General features: G+C 52.6%; 15 protein-coding genes. All 15 read right to left on the bottom strand.

Annotated elements, in window-relative coordinates; translation table 11 throughout:
* Positions 1–5: 5 nt before the first annotated feature.
* The 15 genes from rnhB to rpsB all read right to left on the bottom strand — a co-directional run bounded on the left by rnhB (position 6) and on the right by rpsB (position 15,215).
* Positions 6–602, bottom strand: coding sequence for a ribonuclease HII (gene rnhB, locus ACMYSO_RS18485; protein ID WP_434586291.1), 597 nt, complete (start codon positions 600–602; stop codon positions 6–8).
* A complete protein-coding gene (lpxB, locus tag ACMYSO_RS18480) occupies positions 599–1,747 on the bottom strand; it encodes a lipid-A-disaccharide synthase (RefSeq protein WP_434666623.1) in 1,149 nt (382 codons plus the stop codon). The genes rnhB and lpxB overlap by 4 nt, the downstream gene beginning before the upstream one ends.
* The gene (gene lpxA, locus ACMYSO_RS18475) at positions 1,747–2,535 is read right to left on the bottom strand and encodes an acyl-ACP--UDP-N-acetylglucosamine O-acyltransferase (RefSeq protein ID WP_434586293.1); all 789 of its coding nucleotides are present in this window, start codon (positions 2,533–2,535) and stop codon (positions 1,747–1,749) included. Before lpxA ends, lpxB begins: the two co-directional genes overlap by 1 nt.
* A 3-nt stretch (positions 2,536–2,538) precedes the next feature.
* A complete protein-coding gene (gene fabZ / locus ACMYSO_RS18470) occupies positions 2,539–2,994 on the bottom strand; it encodes a 3-hydroxyacyl-ACP dehydratase FabZ (protein WP_004858132.1) in 456 nt (151 codons plus the stop codon).
* 170 nt (positions 2,995–3,164) lie between these two features.
* Positions 3,165–4,190: a UDP-3-O-(3-hydroxymyristoyl)glucosamine N-acyltransferase gene (lpxD, locus tag ACMYSO_RS18465; RefSeq protein ID WP_434666621.1), complete on the bottom strand. Its 1,026-nt coding sequence runs from the start codon at positions 4,188–4,190 to the stop codon at positions 3,165–3,167.
* 3 nt (positions 4,191–4,193) lie between these two features.
* Positions 4,194–4,679, bottom strand: a complete 486-nt coding sequence (gene skp / locus ACMYSO_RS18460) for a molecular chaperone Skp (RefSeq protein ID WP_123757406.1) — start codon at positions 4,677–4,679, stop codon at positions 4,194–4,196.
* A 122-nt stretch (positions 4,680–4,801) separates the two neighbouring features.
* A complete protein-coding gene (gene bamA / locus ACMYSO_RS18455) occupies positions 4,802–7,231 on the bottom strand; it encodes an outer membrane protein assembly factor BamA (RefSeq protein ID WP_434666618.1) in 2,430 nt (809 codons plus the stop codon).
* Positions 7,232–7,262: 31 nt separating this feature from the next.
* Positions 7,263–8,615 carry a sigma E protease regulator RseP gene (rseP, locus tag ACMYSO_RS18450; protein ID WP_434666615.1) on the bottom strand — a complete coding sequence of 451 codons (1,353 nt, stop codon included), beginning with the start codon at positions 8,613–8,615 and terminating at the stop codon, positions 7,263–7,265.
* 11 nt (positions 8,616–8,626) lie between these two features.
* The gene (gene cdsA, locus ACMYSO_RS18445; protein WP_174509191.1) at positions 8,627–9,484 is read right to left on the bottom strand and encodes a phosphatidate cytidylyltransferase; all 858 of its coding nucleotides are present in this window, start codon (positions 9,482–9,484) and stop codon (positions 8,627–8,629) included.
* A gap of 12 nt (positions 9,485–9,496) precedes the next feature.
* Positions 9,497–10,255 (bottom strand): (2E,6E)-farnesyl-diphosphate-specific ditrans,polycis-undecaprenyl-diphosphate synthase, encoded by a 759-nt coding sequence (gene ispU, locus ACMYSO_RS18440; RefSeq protein WP_434666612.1) that lies wholly within the window; start codon positions 10,253–10,255, stop codon positions 9,497–9,499.
* A 251-nt stretch (positions 10,256–10,506) separates the two neighbouring features.
* The gene (gene ispC / locus ACMYSO_RS18435) at positions 10,507–11,709 is read right to left on the bottom strand and encodes a 1-deoxy-D-xylulose-5-phosphate reductoisomerase (RefSeq protein ID WP_434666609.1); all 1,203 of its coding nucleotides are present in this window, start codon (positions 11,707–11,709) and stop codon (positions 10,507–10,509) included.
* A 228-nt stretch (positions 11,710–11,937) separates the two neighbouring features.
* Positions 11,938–12,495 carry a ribosome recycling factor gene (gene frr, locus ACMYSO_RS18430; RefSeq protein ID WP_004858114.1) on the bottom strand — a complete coding sequence of 186 codons (558 nt, stop codon included), beginning with the start codon at positions 12,493–12,495 and terminating at the stop codon, positions 11,938–11,940.
* Between the two features lie 150 nt (positions 12,496–12,645).
* The gene (gene pyrH / locus ACMYSO_RS18425) at positions 12,646–13,371 is read right to left on the bottom strand and encodes a UMP kinase (RefSeq protein ID WP_434586299.1); all 726 of its coding nucleotides are present in this window, start codon (positions 13,369–13,371) and stop codon (positions 12,646–12,648) included.
* A gap of 146 nt (positions 13,372–13,517) precedes the next feature.
* On the bottom strand, positions 13,518–14,369 hold the full coding sequence (tsf, locus tag ACMYSO_RS18420) for a translation elongation factor Ts (RefSeq protein WP_123757413.1): 852 nt from the start codon (positions 14,367–14,369) through the stop codon (positions 13,518–13,520).
* 120 nt (positions 14,370–14,489) lie between these two features.
* Complete coding sequence (gene rpsB, locus ACMYSO_RS18415; protein ID WP_100682499.1) at positions 14,490–15,215, bottom strand: 30S ribosomal protein S2; 726 nt, start codon at positions 15,213–15,215, stop codon at positions 14,490–14,492.
* Between the last annotated feature and the right edge of the window lie 83 nt (positions 15,216–15,298).

Genomic DNA, 15,298 nt, shown 5'->3' with positions numbered 1-15,298 from the left:
AAGAATCAGGACGCAAGGCCCAGCGCGCGTTTTACCGGGCCAAAACTACGCCGATGGTGTTCGGTTGCGCCATGTTCGATCAGTTTTTCCAGATGGAAAGCGGTAGGATAGCCTTTATGCTGTGCAAAGCCATATTGCGGAAATTCGAGATCCAAAGCGGTCATTTCCGCATCGCGCACGACTTTAGCCAGAATAGACGCTGCGCTGATTTCTGCCACCCGACTATCGCCTTTGACCACCGCCTGAGCAGGTATCGGCAGCGACGGGCAGCGGTTGCCATCAATTAGCACAAACTCCGGCACCACAGTCAGGCCAGCAACGGCACGCTGCATTGCCAGCATCGTTGCATGAAGGATATTTAGCTCATCAATTTCATGGGGTTCCGCGCGACCCAGGCTCCAGCACAGTGCCTTTTCTTTGATTTCATCGAACAGCGCCAGTCGACGCTTTTCGCTTAATTTTTTCGAGTCGTTGAGGCCCACAATCGGCTTTTCCGGGTCAAGGATCACCGCAGCGGTGACCACCGCGCCAACCAACGGCCCACGGCCGACTTCGTCAACGCCGGCCACCAGGTGGGTATGTGGGTAAACAAACTCAATCATTTTGCTAGCTCCAGTACTGCGTCCGCTGCCTGCTCATCGGCATTGCAACGAATCTGTTGATGCAGCGCCCGGAAGGTGTCGTGCATGTCATGGCTGGTCTTGCCATCAGCCAGCAACGGCCGCAGCGCATCGGCCAGCGACTGCGGCTGGCACTCGTCCTGCAGCAGTTCTTTCACCAGTTCCCGCCCGGCCAGCAGATTCGGTAAGGAGACATAGTCGGTTTTCACCAACCGTTTCGCCAGCCAGAAGGTAAACGGCTTCATGCGATAGCCCACGACCATCGGGCACTTCGCCAGCATACACTCCAGTGCCGCGGTACCGGAGGCCAGCAGAGCCGCATCGCTGGCAATCATCGCATCACGCGCTTGTCCATCCAGCAGATGTACCGTGAGATCCGGTGCCGTTTCCGCTTTAATGCGTTCAAACTGCTCCCGGCGTTTCGCATTCACCAGTGGTACCAGTACCTGCAGGTCGGGATAGTCTTCGCGTAAAATCTGCGCGGTTTTCAGAAAGTCGGCGCTGAGCATTTCCACTTCAGCACCACGACTTCCCGGTAGCAGCGCCAGACAGTGGACATCCCGGGCAATACCTAAACGGTCACGTGCGGCGTCTTTGTCCGGATCCAGCGGCATCGCATCAGCCATGGTGTGGCCGATAAACCGGCAGGGAACGTTAAACCGGTCATAAAACGCTTTTTCGAAAGGCAGAAATGCCAGCACCAGATCGGTCGCTCTGCCAATTTTGAAAACGCGTTTTTGGCGCCATGCCCACACTGACGGGCTGACGTAATGAATGGTTCTGATGCCCTGTTTTTTCAGGTTACCCTCAAGGGTAATATTAAAATCAGGCGCATCAATCCCAACGAACACATCGGGCTGCAGCTCGGTAAATCGTCGGGTCAGGTCGGCGCGAATATGCAGCAGGCGGCGCAGTCGTCCGAGCACTTCAACAATGCCCATCACGGCCAGCTCTTCCATCTCGTACCAGGCTTCACAGCCTTCGGCCTGCATAAGTGGTCCCGCCACGCCAACAAAGCGAGCATCGGGGATACGTGCTTTGAGCGCGCGGATCAGACCTGCACCAAGAATATCGCCGGAGGTTTCTCCGGCGACAAGGGCAATCGTCAGGGGACGCTGTGCAGACATTAACGAATCAGGCCGCGTGTAGAACGGGCGAAGAAATCGACAAATGGCTGTACTTCAGGGTGCTGAGCGGCCAGCTCGGCGATTTCCGGTTTGGCTTCGTCCAGCGTTTTGCCGCTGCGATACAGCAGTTTATAGGCGTTACGAATTGCGGTAATCGCTTCGCGGCTAAAGCCACGGCGCTTCAGGCCTTCAATATTGACGCCATACGGCGTCGCGTGGTTGCCCTGAGCAATCACGAACGGCGGTACGTCCTGTGCGACGCCGGAACAGCCGCCTACCATGACGTGCGCGCCGATGATGCAGAACTGATGCACTGCGGTCATGCCACCGATGATAACGAAATCATCCAGTGAAACATGCCCGGCCAGCGTGGCGTTATTCGCCAGAATACAGCGGTCGCCGACCGTGCAATCGTGTGCAACGTGCGCGTTGATCATCAGCAAGTTATCGCTGCCCACCTTCGTTAATCCACCGCCCTGTACTGTGCCGCGATGAATGGTGACGCTTTCGCGAATGCGGTTGCGATCGCCAATTTCCACCCGGGTCGGTTCACCAGCGTATTTCAAATCCTGGTTAACTTCACCGATGGAAGCGAACTGATAGATCTCGTTATCACGACCAATTTTAGTGTGGCCGTTAACAACAACATGAGACTTCAGTACGGTACCTTCGCCGATTTCGACGTGAGCACCAACAATACAAAACGGGCCAATGTGAGCGTTAGCACCAATAATGGCGCCCTCTTCCACAATGGCAGTAGGATGAATAAAGGCGGTTTTATCAATCACGTATCAGGCCTCCCGGCTACGCGCACACATCATCGTTGCTTCGCAAACCACTTTACCGTCAACCAGTGCCACACCTTTGAAACGCGTCAGGCCACGGCGGGTTTTCTCGAAAGTGACTTCCATAATCATCTGATCGCCAGGTACTACCGGACGTTTGAAACGCGCTTCATCAATCCCCGCGAAGTAATACAGTTCGCCAGGTTCGAGTTTACCCACGCTTTTAAATGCCAGAATCCCGGTGGCCTGAGCCATCGCTTCCAGAATTAACACGCCAGGTAAAATCGGCTTACCAGGGAAGTGCCCCTGGAAAAACGGCTCGTTAACAGAAACATTTTTTACTGCGCGCAGAAAACGGCCTTCTTCAAAATCCAGCACACGGTCTACCAGCAGGAACGGGTAACGGTGAGGCAGAAGTTCCAGAATCTCTTCAATATGCAGAGTATGAGTTTCAGTAGTCAAAATACTCTTCCTGTCTAAATATACTAAAATGCAATAATAACACGGCCTGCTGCAATCTTATGAATGCAACAGGCCGAAAATTTTTACACATCATCTCTTGGGCCACATCGTTGTCAGCAGTAACCGCCGTTACGATATCGCTTACATGATGCCGTGTGTTAACAGAGGCGCTAATCTTGCTGATTAACCTTCCGTTCGATTGATTTGAGGCGTTTGCTTATCTCGTCAATGTTCATCACCAACGCTGCTGTTTTACGCCAGACTTTGTTCGGCTGCAGCGGAATACCTGATGAATAGACGCCAGGCTCGGTAATAGGACGCATCACCATACCCATTCCGGTAACGGTGACTTTATCGCAGATTTCCATGTGCCCGTTGATGACGCTCGCGCCACCAATCATGCAGTAACGGCCAATTTTCAGGCTGCCTGCCATGATTACGCCACCAGCAACGGCCGTATTGTCGCCAATCACAACGTTATGCGCAATCTGGCACTGATTATCAATAATCACGCCATTACCGATGACGGTATCATCCAGCGCGCCACGGTCAATGGTCGTGCAGGCACCAATCTCCACACGATCGCCAATAATCACGCGACCTAATTGTGGGATCTTCACCCAGTTACCACGATCGTTGGCATAGCCGAAGCCATCTGCGCCAATCACCGTACTGGACTGAATCAGGCAATTCTCACCGATCTCAATCTCATGGTAAATGCTCACGTTGGCCCACAAACGGGAGCCTGCGCCAATTTTGGTCTTTTTACCAACGAAGCATCCGGCACCAATCACGACGTTATCGCCAAGCTCAACATCAGATTCGATAACGGCATTAGGACCGATGGCAACGTTTTTACCTAGCTTCGCCGTGCTATCAATCACCGCGCTGGGCGCGATATTCTGCGCCGGCTGCGGCGTAGTATCCAGAATTTGAGCCATACGCGCGTAAGTCAGGTAGGGGTTACGCACTACCAACGCTGCGCCTTGGGCAAAGGGTAAATCTTCCTGCGTCATCACGACGGCAGAAGCCTGGCATGCGGCCAGGTGTTCACGGTATTTAGGATTTACCATGAACGTAATATGGCCTGCTTTGGCAGTCTGCATGGACGCAACACCGGTGATGACGATATCGCCATCACCGTGTAATTCTGCATCCAACTGCTGCGCAAGATCAGCCAGTCGAATTGAAGGCATTACTTATTTAACCTGTTTCAGCACATCAGCGGTGATGTCTTTCACATCGCTGCTGTTGTATGCAACGGCATTAGAATCAACAACCAGGTCGATGCTCTGGCTGCTCGCTACGCTTTTCACAGCGGTCTGGATACGGTTAACCAGTTTGCCACGTTCTTCGTTGGAACGACGTGAACGATCCTGCTCAAAAGACTGTGCTTTTTGAGAGAAAGTCTGGCGCTGAGCCATAACGTCTTTTTCCAGCTTGGTACGGTCGGCACCCGGCTTCATAGACTGCAGACGCTGCATTTTGGACTGCAGGTCGCCTTCCATACGCTGCAGCTCGCTTGCGCGGCCTTTGAACTCGTTTTCCAGCGTATTAGAAACACCCGTTTTCTGGGCTACCTGTTGGAACAGGCTGTTCATGTTAACCATTGCAATTTTATCTGCCGCCTGCGCGGAAGTTACCATTGCCAAACCCAGACCTGCAGCTAATAACCACTTTTTCACAATTAACTCCTTACCATCCCATGAGTACCCAGGGGTACCGTTATTTGCGTGGCCAGGCGATAACCACGGTTATCGCCTAAAGTCAGCGCTATACTGCACTTACATTCCTTTGCTGCCCACAATTACCAGGTTTTACCAATGTTAAACTGGAACTGCTCGGCTTTGTCTCCCTCGTACTTTTTAAACGGTTGGGCGTAGGAGAAGACCAACGGCCCCAACGGCGACATCCACTGTACCGCAATACCGGCGGACATACGGATGTTGCTCGGGTCACCGTAATCCGGATAACCCGCGTAAGCGCTTGAATCCCAATGTGTATCCCACACGGTACCCATATCCCAGAAGAACGAGGTACGGACCGAGTTAGCATACTTATCACTGATAAACGGTGTCGGGGTGATCAGCTCAAGGCTGGCCACGGCCATGGCGTTACCGCCCACCGCATCATCCGATTTACACGGCGCAGATTCAGTGCTCTTACAGTTGCTGTCATAGTTGTCATCGTCATCATGACGATTGCTGGCCGGGAAATATACCGCTTTCGGGCCAATGGTGTTCGACTGGAACCCACGTACGGTGCTTGAACCACCGGCGTAGAAGTTCTCGTAGAACGGCATTTCTTTACCGCCAATACCGTCGCCATAACCGAAGCGAGTACGTCCCAGAACAACCCACTTGTGGTCGTTATCGATCGGCACGTAGGTCGCGGTATCCAGCGTGGCTTTGTAGTATTCGTTATCAGAACCTGGAATGGTCACTTTACCATTCAGGTTGACTCGCGAACCTTCCGTCGGGAAGAAGCCGCGGTCGAGTTTGTTATAGGTCCACCCGTAGTTGAAGGTGAAGTCGTTCGCGCTGAATGAGTTGTTATCATCCGTCGTGCCCGGGTTCTGACCCATTGAGTTCAGGTAACGCCACATCGACACCTGCGGTTGCATGTTGGACAAGGAGTTATGGACATAACCCAAGCCTGCACGCAGGGTGTTGTATTCGTTAACCGGGAAGCCCAGCGTGACATCTGTACCATAGCTTTTGTTGGTATAGTCAGACAGGTCCGCATCGTTCGCGTCGAAGTCGTTATAGAAGATACGACCACCGAGGCTCACGCCATCCACGGTGAAATACGGGTTGGTTACCGACAGTTCAGTATAGGTCTGATAATCGTTTTTGGTGCCGTTAATTCCAACGGAATAGCCGGTACCTAACCAGTTGTCCTGCTGAACGCCAGCCTGGAAGCTTACGCCACTTTCCGTACCGTAACCGATACCGAAGTTGAAGCTACCGGTGTTACGTTCTTTGACCTTATAGACGACATCAACCTGATCCGGGCTACCTGGTACGCGCTGCGTATCGGTATCTACCGTTTCAAAGTAGCCTAAGCGATTCAGACGATCTTTACCCTGATCGACCATATCGCTACCCAGCCAGGCCCCTTCCATCTGACGCATTTCGCGACGCAGAACGGAGTCTTTTGAGGTGTCGTTGCCTTCGAAGCGAATTTTACGCACGTAGTAGCGGTTGCCCGCATCAACATTGACGTGCAGCTTCACGGTCTTATCGGTGTCGTTGATTTCCGGCTGGGACTGTACGCGCGGATAGGCGTAACCGTAGCGACCGAGGAGTTTCTTAATATCATTCTCCATTTTGGTCACTTTGGCGCCGTTATACAGCTCGCCCGGCTCCACCTTGGTCAAGGCTTCGATTTCCGCCGAATGGCCTGCCAGATCGCCCGTCACCTGCACACCAGAAAGCTTGTACTGATCGCCTTCTGTAATGTTGACGGTGATGTAGATGCCTTTTTTATCTGGCGTCAGGCTCACCTGCGTGGAGTCGATGTTGAAACGTGCATAACCGCGATCCAGATAGTAGCTGCGCAGAGTTTCGAGATCCCCTGCCAGTTTCTGTTTCTGGTATTTACGGTCGCCGACCACGTTCCACCACGGTACTTCATCACGCAGTTGGAATGTTGAGATCAGTTCATCGGTGCTGAATGCATGGTTACCGACAATGTTAATCTGCTGGATTTTCGCCGAAACGCCTTCCTGGAACACCAGTTTCAGGTCGACACGGTTACGTGGCAGCGGCGTGACGACAGCTTTTACGCTGGCGCTGTATTTACCGACGCTGTAGTAGAAATCTTCCAGCCCTTTCTCGATATCAGCAAGCGTCGTGCGGTCAAGAGATTCCCCGACACGAACACCGGATGCCTCAAGGTTTTGCTTGAGCATGTCATCCTTCACCGATTTGTTACCGGAGAAGGTGATGCTGGCAATCGTTGGGCGCTCTTTCACCTGCACCAACAGGGTATCACCATCGCGCAGGACGCGAACGTCCTCAAAGTTGCCAGTGGCAAACAGAGCACGGATGGTGTTACTGATATCATCATCGGTTACCGTATCGCCAGGACGCACTGGCATACTGAGGAGGGCCGCACCAACAGCGACACGCTGCAAGCCTTCGAAATGAATGTCCTTCACCACGAACCCTTCAGCACCGTATACGGTTGCGCTGCTAAACAGCAGCGACGCTATGAGCAACTTTTTCATCGCCATCGTTATTATGCGTTCTTCCTAACAAACTCTCTTACAACCGAGAGAAATCATTGAAAAGTGCAAGCCCCATTAACAACACCAGCAGTATTGAGCCAATGCGATAACTAAAGTCTTGAACTCGCTCGGATACCGGCCCGCCCTTCAGCTTTTCAATTGCCAAAAACAGCAGGTGCCCCCCGTCCAGGACGGGAAGCGGGAACAGATTGATTATCCCGAGGTTCACGCTAATCAGCGCGAGGAACATCAGATAATAAATCAACCCAAACTCCGCTGACATTCCAGCCCCCTGGGCGATAGAAATCGGCCCGCTGAGGTTGTTCAGTTTGACATCACCGGTTATCAATTTACCCAACATCCTGACCGTCAACGACATCAGTTGCCAGGTTTTATCCGTGGCTTCAGCAATGGCCGCAAACGGCCCATACTGACGCACTGTCTTATATTCATCGGGCAGCGGAATGACCTTTGGTACCACTCCTGCAAACCCTTCAGCCTTACCTTTCGCGGACTTCGTATCCGGCGTCAGCGTAACAGATAAGGGTGTCCCCTGTCGCTCAATGTCCAACACCAGCGCCTTGCCTGGGTTGTCACGCACCAGATTAACGAACATCATCCACTGCGTTAACGGCTGACCATCGACTTTAACGATCCTGTCGCCCGCTTGCAAACCAGCCTTCTTCGCAGCCGAGTTTGCCTGTACTTCAGCCAGCACCGTATCAATCTGCGCGCTACGAGGCTGAATACCTAACGACGTCACCGGATCTTGTTTATCCGGCTCGAAAGCCCAGTGTCGCAGATCGAGGATTTTATCCTGACGCTGGCTGCTGCCGAAAGGGGCGACCGAAACTATTGTTTGCTCATCACCAATCTTCGTCACCAGCGCCATACGCACGGCATCCCAATCAGGCGTTTCGATGCCATCTATCGCTTTAAGTTCCGTTCCTTTTGCAATTTGTGCGTGTGCAGCAATCGAATCGGGTACTATTTCGCCAACGACAGGGCGAACGCCGGGGACGCCGATGATGAAGACCAGCCAGTAGGCAAAGATGGCAAAAATGAAGTTGGCGATAGGCCCGGCGGCGATCACCGCCGCCCGCTGGCCTACGGTTTTATTGTTAAACGCGTAGTGGCGCATCTCCGGTGCCACCGGCTCGACGCGTTCGTCGAGCATCTTGACGTAGCCACCGAGTGGGATAAGCGCAATGACGAATTCAGTCCCCTGCTTGTCGTAGCGTCGCCATAACGCTTTGCCAAAGCCAATGGAGAAGCGTTCAACGCGAACGCCACAGCGACGAGCCACCCAGAAATGACCAAACTCATGCACGGTGATCAATACGCCCAGCGCAATGATAAAGGCAGCCAAATTCCAGAGTACGCTTAGCATAAAACCTTCCGTCAAATCGTCCTGAAGACCAACAATAGCAGACAGGCGAACACCGGTACCGCCGCCGTCAGGCTATCGATACGATCCAGTATTCCACCGTGTCCGGGAATCAGATGACCGCTATCCTTAATGCCGGCCTCTCGCTTAAACATACTCTCTGTCAGGTCACCCAGTACTGATGCCAGCGCGGCTACCACCGAACAAATCAGCAGTACCGTTGGGGTCACATCGAGATTTGCCCACAGACCGTAGGCCCAGGAGATCACTGCGGCGGTCACCAGGCCACCGAAGAAACCCTGCCAGGTTTTCCCCGGAGACACCTTCGGTGCCAGCTTGTGCTTACCGAACAGCTTGCCAAACATATAGGCACCGGAATCGGCACCCCAGACAAGAATCATCACGTACAGCAGCCACAGCGCGCCGCTGTAGTGATTATCGGCATAGTGCCATGCGCGCAGCGCCAGCATGCCCCAGAAAAAGGGAACGATAGTCAGAATGCCGAAGATAAGGCGCAGAACTTTTGAGTTTCGCCAGAATGCAGCCGATGCCGGGTAAGACAGCACCAGCAACAGCGCCACAATCCACCAGCCAAACGATGCCCACAGCGATCCCTCAACCAAAGGTTGATGAACGTCATAGTGGTATTCTGGCATCAGGAAAAGCATCAACGCTAACAGCAAGCCGCAAAGCAGCGCCAGCCAGATGCGTTGTGAGGTAGAAGTGAAACCGCTAAATTGTCCCCATTCCCACGCAGCGAGCATGCAGACAACCAGCGTGACAATAGCGAAACCCGCCGGCGGCAACAGAAAAAGCGCCGCAATCACCGCGGGAATTAAGACCAAAGCCGATATCAGGCGATACTTCAGCAAAAGTGACCCCCATCAGGCATGATTGCCACCCGGCTCAGTGCCGCCGAAACGACGCTCTCGATTAACAAAGGCATGGAGTGCACCTTCAAAGTCCTGTTCAGCAAAATCGGGCCAAAGAACATCGGTAAAGTAAAGTTCGGCATAGGCAATTTGCCAAATCAAAAAATTACTGATGCGATGCTCTCCCCCGGTCCTAATAACTAAATCTACAGGTGCCAGCTCATGCATACAGACCTGCTGACTCAGCATGTCTTCGGTTATCTGTGCGGGCTGAAGTAACCCTTTCTGTACCTGTTCAGCCAGTTGGCGGACACCCTGAGTAATATCCCAGCGCCCACCATAGTTCGCTGCAATATTCAGCGTTAAGCCCGTGTTGTTTTCCGTCAACGCTTCCGCTTTACGGATACGTTCCTGTAGACGGGAATTAAAACGCGTTGTGTCGCCGATGATCCGCAAGCGGACGTTGTGCCGGTGCAAACTTTTGACTTCGCTATCCAGTGCCCAGACAAACAGTTCCATCAATGCCGTGACTTCCTGCGCGGGACGGTTCCAGTTCTCACTGCTGAATGCGTATAGCGTCAACGCTTCAATACCATTGTTCGCCGCGAAAGAAACGGCACGACGAACCGATTTCGCCCCGGCTTTATGGCCGAATGCGCGAATTTTTCCTTGTTGCTTAGCCCAACGACCGTTGCCATCCATAATAATGGCGACATGACGGCAGCCATGAGCAAGCGACCCTTCGCTGACAGTGTGATTAGCAGACAACATATATGCGTTTTAAGTCCATAATAAGGATTAGCCAAGCCACTAAACGCAAGCAACAGGTCAGCGCTGTATACGCATTTTTATCCAGTGCCGAAGCTGCAGCTAATCGCAGAGAACAACCAAAAGCTTTACGCAAAAAAGCCGTGTTTTTCCACGGCCACCGCAATCTATTACAGCAATATGCAACGATTGGGTGGCGCAGACTATATCACCGAAGCCCAGCGCCCACAAATATCACAGCGTGCCGCTGAGGTTCAGACCCGCGTTATCAGATGTTTAATCTGTTGCTGTGCGCTCACCCTGGCATGGGCGTCAATGGCCAGCACTTCCTCAATGCTTTGAGGTTCATCCAGCGCCAGTCGATCCAGCACGGCCTGGTTGATCGCAGCAATATCAGTGAAGCGAATCTCTTGCGCCAGGAAGGCGGCCACGGAGATTTCATTGGCCGCATTCAGCGCCGTAGTCGCCGCCTGACCAAGCTCAAATGCATCCATCGCCAGTTTCAGACAGGGGTAACGTCCATAATCCGGCGCGGAAAAGCTCAGGTGACTCAACTGGCAGAAATCTAACGCTGGTACACCGGAATTGAGGCGTTCTGGCCACCCCATCGTATGGGCGATAGGCGTGCGCATGTCTGGTTCTCCAAGCTGCGCAATAACGCTACCGTCAAGATAACGCACCATAGAATGGATCACGGACTGCGGGTGAATCAGCACTTCCATCTGCCGGGCCGAGGCATTGAACAACCAGCGGGCTTCGATATATTCCAGCCCCTTGTTCATCATGGTGGCGGAATCCACGGAAATCTTGCGTCCCATTGACCAGTTAGGATGGCGGCAGGCCTGATCTGGCGTCATTGCAGCCAGGTCGGCTATTGCCGTCTCCCGGAAAGGACCACCCGAACCGGTCAGCAGAATCGACGAAACGCCATTCTGCGTTAAATCAGCGTATCCAAGATTATGTTGAACAGTTACCGGCATACTCTGAAAAATAGCGTTATGTTCGCTATCTACAGGCAACAAACGCGCGCCGGACTGCTGCACCGCATCCATGAACAGACGACCGCAGGTCACCAGCGATTCTTTATTTGCCAGCAGCACCGTTTTACCGGCACGAATTGCCGCCAGCGTCGGCACCAGTCCTGCGGCGCCCACGATCGCGGCCATCACCTGATCAACGTGCTCCATCGCAGCAACGTCAGCGGCAGCCTGCTGGCCGCTCAATACTTCAGTACGGCTGCCGCTTTCACGTAGCCGGATGCGCAACATATCCGCACTTTGCGCATCGTCCATGACCGCGTAGCCAGGGGAGAATTCCAGACATTGTTCAACCATGCGGTCGACATTTTTCCCCGCGACCAGCGCGGCGATGGAAAAGCGTTCGGGGTTATGGCGCACCACATCCAGCGTGCTGCATCCAATTGAACCGGTCGAACCGAGAACGGTTAATTGCTTCATGAGATGTCCAGAAGAATTGAGACAGGATAAAAAGAAAAACGCCGCCAGCAAGCCCTTACACATCAGTAATATGGGAACGGTTTTGCACAAGATCGCCTTTAACAAGCGTTAAAGGCAACCCGTTTAACTCATTCCCAGGAACTAAGCGTTCGGTCTTCTGTACGGCGTTTCAGACTTGACGACCGCAGCCCATCAGCAGTGATGCGCAGCAGTCGCTTTAGCAGGAAATCAGAACTGCATCAGTTCCGCTTCTTTATCTGCCAGCGCCGCATCAACTTTCTTAATGGCGGCGTCAGTCATTTTCTGCACGTCGTCCTGAGAACGGCGATCGTCATCTTCGCTGATCTCTTTGTCTTTCAGCAGCGCTTTGACTTTGTCGTTGGCATCACGACGAACGTTACGTACTGACACGCGAGCCTGCTCGGCTTCCGCGCGTACGATCTTGGTCAGATCTTTACGACGTTCTTCCGTCAGCGGCGGCAGCGGTACGCGAATGTCGGTACCCGCGGAGCTTGGGTTCAGGCCGAGGTCAGAAGCCATGATGGCTTTCTCAACGGCCGGGCTCATAGAGCGGTCGAACACGTTGATTTTCAGAGTACGTGAGTCTTCTACCGTTACGCTTGCCAGCTGACGCAGCGGCGTCGGCGTGCCGTAGTATTCCACGACGATGCCATCCAGCAGGCTGGGAGAAGCACGACCCGTGCGTATTTTGCTGATTTGGGTTTTGAACGCTTCGACGCATTTTTCCATGCGTACTTCAGCATCTTTTCTGATATCGCTAATCACGTTACGAATCCTTGAAAACTTGTCTCAGACAGACCAGACGGTCGCTCACCGCAAAAGTGAGCTAAGTATAGTCAGGTTTAATGCAAATCACCGGGCAATACGCCCGCGAAAGTAAAGCGGAATATTACCCGGATTTGGCGCTGACGGGAATTATTCTGTAATCAAAGTGCCTTCTTTTTCGCCCATCACCACGCGACGCAGTGCGCCAGGTTTATTCATGTTGAAGACGCGAATCGGCAATTTATGGTCACGCGCCAGGGTAAAGGCGGCCAGATCCATGACTTTCAGTTCTTTATCAAGCACTTCGTTGTAGCTCAGTTGCTCATACATCGTTGCAGTCGGATCTTTGGCCGGGTCAGCGGTAAATACACCGTCAACTTTCGTGGCTTTCAGCACGACATCGGCTTCGATTTCAATACCGCGCAGGCAGGCTGCAGAGTCGGTAGTGAAGAATGGGTTACCGGTACCGGCAGAAAGAATCACCACGCGGTTGTTACGCAGCAGGCTGATCGCTTCCGCCCAGCTGTAATTATCACACACGCCATTCAGCGGAATCGCTGACATCAGGCGAGCGTTCACATAGGCGCGATGGAGAGAATCTCGCATTGCAAGGCCGTTCATCACCGTTGCCAGCATGCCCATGTGGTCGCCCACAACGCGGTTCATACCCGCTTTCGCCAGACCAGCACCACGGAACAGGTTACCACCACCAATCACGACGCCGACCTGAATACCCAGTTCAACCAGTTCTTTGATTTCCTGAGCCATACGGTCAAGTATGCTTGCATCAATACCGAAGCCTTCCGAACCCTGCAGAGCTTCGCCACTTAACTTAAGCAGAATACGTTTGTAGACAGGTTTTGCATTGGTAGCCATGTTTCTTTCCTGAGACGGTAACAAGTGAGATGAGTTAATTCTGGCGACATTGTATGTCGCTTTTCAGCACAGTCACTATAAGCATTGCGCTGAATTTACAAAACGGGCACAAAAAGAAGCCGCCCTCAGGCGGCTCCTTGTGAAAATTAAGACTGCTTGGACATCGCAGCAACTTCTGCTGCAAAGTCGGTCTCAACTTTCTCGATGCCTTCGCCCACTTCAAAGCGGATGAAGCCAGTTACATCAGCGTTGTGCTCTTTCAGCAGCTGAGCAACAGATTTGCTCGGGTCCATTACGAACGGCTGGCCAGTCAGAGAAACTTCGCCGGTGAATTTCTTCATGCGGCCTTCAACCATTTTCTCTGCGATTTCTTTCGGCTTACCAGACTGCATCGCGATGTCCAGCTGAACCTGGTACTCTTTCTCAACGACTTCAGCAGAAACGTCTTCCGGCTTAACGAACTCAGGCTTGCTTGCAGCGATGTGCATTGCCAGCTGTTTAACCAGCTCCTGATCGGCGCCTTTAGCAGCAACCAGAACACCGATACGTGCACCGTGCTGGTATGAACCCAGAACGTCGCCTTCAAGAGCGGAAACGCGACGAATGTTGATGTTCTCACCGATTTTAGCAACCAGCGCAACACGTTCTTCTTCGAACTGTGCTTTCAGAACGTCAACATCAGTGATTTTGCCAGCAACAGCTGCATCCAGAACTTTGTTAGCAAATGCCTGGAAACCACCATCTTTAGCAACGAAGTCAGTCTGGCAGTTAACTTCCAGAATGATGCCGTAGGTGCCATCGATTTTAGTGATGATCACGCCGTCAGCAGCAACGTTGCCTGCTTTCTTCGCCGCTTTGATCGCGCCGGATTTACGCATGTTTTCGATTGCCAGCTCGATGTCGCCGTTAGCTTCAGTCAGCGCTTTTTTGCAATCCATCATGCCTGCGCCAGTACGTTCGCGCAGCTCTTTTACCAGGGATGCGGTAATTTCAGCCATTCTTTAATCCTCGGGAGAGATGACCTGCCCGGTTCGCAGAACCAGACAGGTTTAAAAGTGAAAAAGGGGCCAAATATAGGCCCCTATTTATACACGGTACTAAATAAGGGATAGACCTTATTATTCAGCTTCTACGAAGCTTTCTTCAGCCTGAGAAGCCAGATCCTGAGAACGACCTTCACGCACGGTAGTCGCAACAGCACCCAGGTACAGGCTTACTGCGCGGATTGCGTCGTCGTTACCCGGGATAACGAAGTCTACGCCGTCCGGATCGGAGTTAGTATCAACGATAGCAAATACCGGGATACCCAGGTTGTTTGCTTCTTTGATAGCGATGTGTTCGTGGTCTGCATCGATAACAAACAGTGCGTCCGGCAGGCCGCCCATGTCTTTGATACCGCCCAGGCTGTTTTCCAGCTTGTCCAGCTCACGAGTACGCATCAGCGCTTCTTTCTTGGTCAGCTTCTCGAAAGTACCGTCCTGGGACTGAGTTTCCAGGTCTTTCAGACGTTTGATGGACTGACGAACGGTTTTCCAGTTAGTCAGCATGCCGCCCAACCAGCGATGGTTCACGAAGAACTGGTCGCAGCTGTTAGCAGCTTCTTTTACCGCTTCGCTTGCAGCGCGTTTAGTACCGACGAAAAGGATTTTACCTTTACGTGCAGAGATTTTGTTCAGTTCAGCCAGAGCTTCGTTGAACATCGGTACAGTTTTCTCAAGGTTGATGATGTGAACTTTGTTACGTGCGCCGAAGATGAAAGGCTTCATTTTCGGGTTCCAGTAACGGGTCTGGTGACCAAAGTGAACACCAGCCTTGAGCATGTCGCGCATGGAAACAGTTGCCATGTTTAAAACCTCTATAGATAAAGTTGGGGTTATGCCTCCACGTATCCCATATTACCGACCCCAAAGGGCACCCCGGAATATGT

This window comes from Klebsiella sp. B345, assembly GCF_051131735.1.
Lineage (GTDB): Bacteria > Pseudomonadota > Gammaproteobacteria > Enterobacterales > Enterobacteriaceae > Klebsiella.
Note: the sequence above shows the minus strand (reverse complement) of the source record. Positions and strands in the feature narration are given on the sequence as shown.

What these genes read in the sequence shown, in the direction of transcription:
- lpxB (WP_434666623.1), bottom strand. Translation starts at nt 1,747, where the DNA reads ATGTCTGCACAGCGTCCCCTGACGATTGCCCTTGTCGCCGGAGAAACC.
- ispC (WP_434666609.1), bottom strand. Translation starts at nt 11,709, where the DNA reads ATGAAGCAATTAACCGTTCTCGGTTCGACCGGTTCAATTGGATGCAGC.
- bamA (WP_434666618.1), bottom strand. Translation starts at nt 7,231, where the DNA reads ATGGCGATGAAAAAGTTGCTCATAGCGTCGCTGCTGTTTAGCAGCGCA.
- rpsB (WP_100682499.1), bottom strand. Translation starts at nt 15,215, where the DNA reads ATGGCAACTGTTTCCATGCGCGACATGCTCAAGGCTGGTGTTCACTTT.
- rnhB (WP_434586291.1), bottom strand. Translation starts at nt 602, where the DNA reads ATGATTGAGTTTGTTTACCCACATACCCACCTGGTGGCCGGCGTTGAC.
- ispU (WP_434666612.1), bottom strand. Translation starts at nt 10,255, where the DNA reads ATGTTGTCTGCTAATCACACTGTCAGCGAAGGGTCGCTTGCTCATGGC.
- lpxD (WP_434666621.1), bottom strand. Translation starts at nt 4,190, where the DNA reads ATGCCTTCAATTCGACTGGCTGATCTTGCGCAGCAGTTGGATGCAGAA.
- pyrH (WP_434586299.1), bottom strand. Translation starts at nt 13,371, where the DNA reads ATGGCTACCAATGCAAAACCTGTCTACAAACGTATTCTGCTTAAGTTA.
- tsf (WP_123757413.1), bottom strand. Translation starts at nt 14,369, where the DNA reads ATGGCTGAAATTACCGCATCCCTGGTAAAAGAGCTGCGCGAACGTACT.
- rseP (WP_434666615.1), bottom strand. Translation starts at nt 8,615, where the DNA reads ATGCTAAGCGTACTCTGGAATTTGGCTGCCTTTATCATTGCGCTGGGC.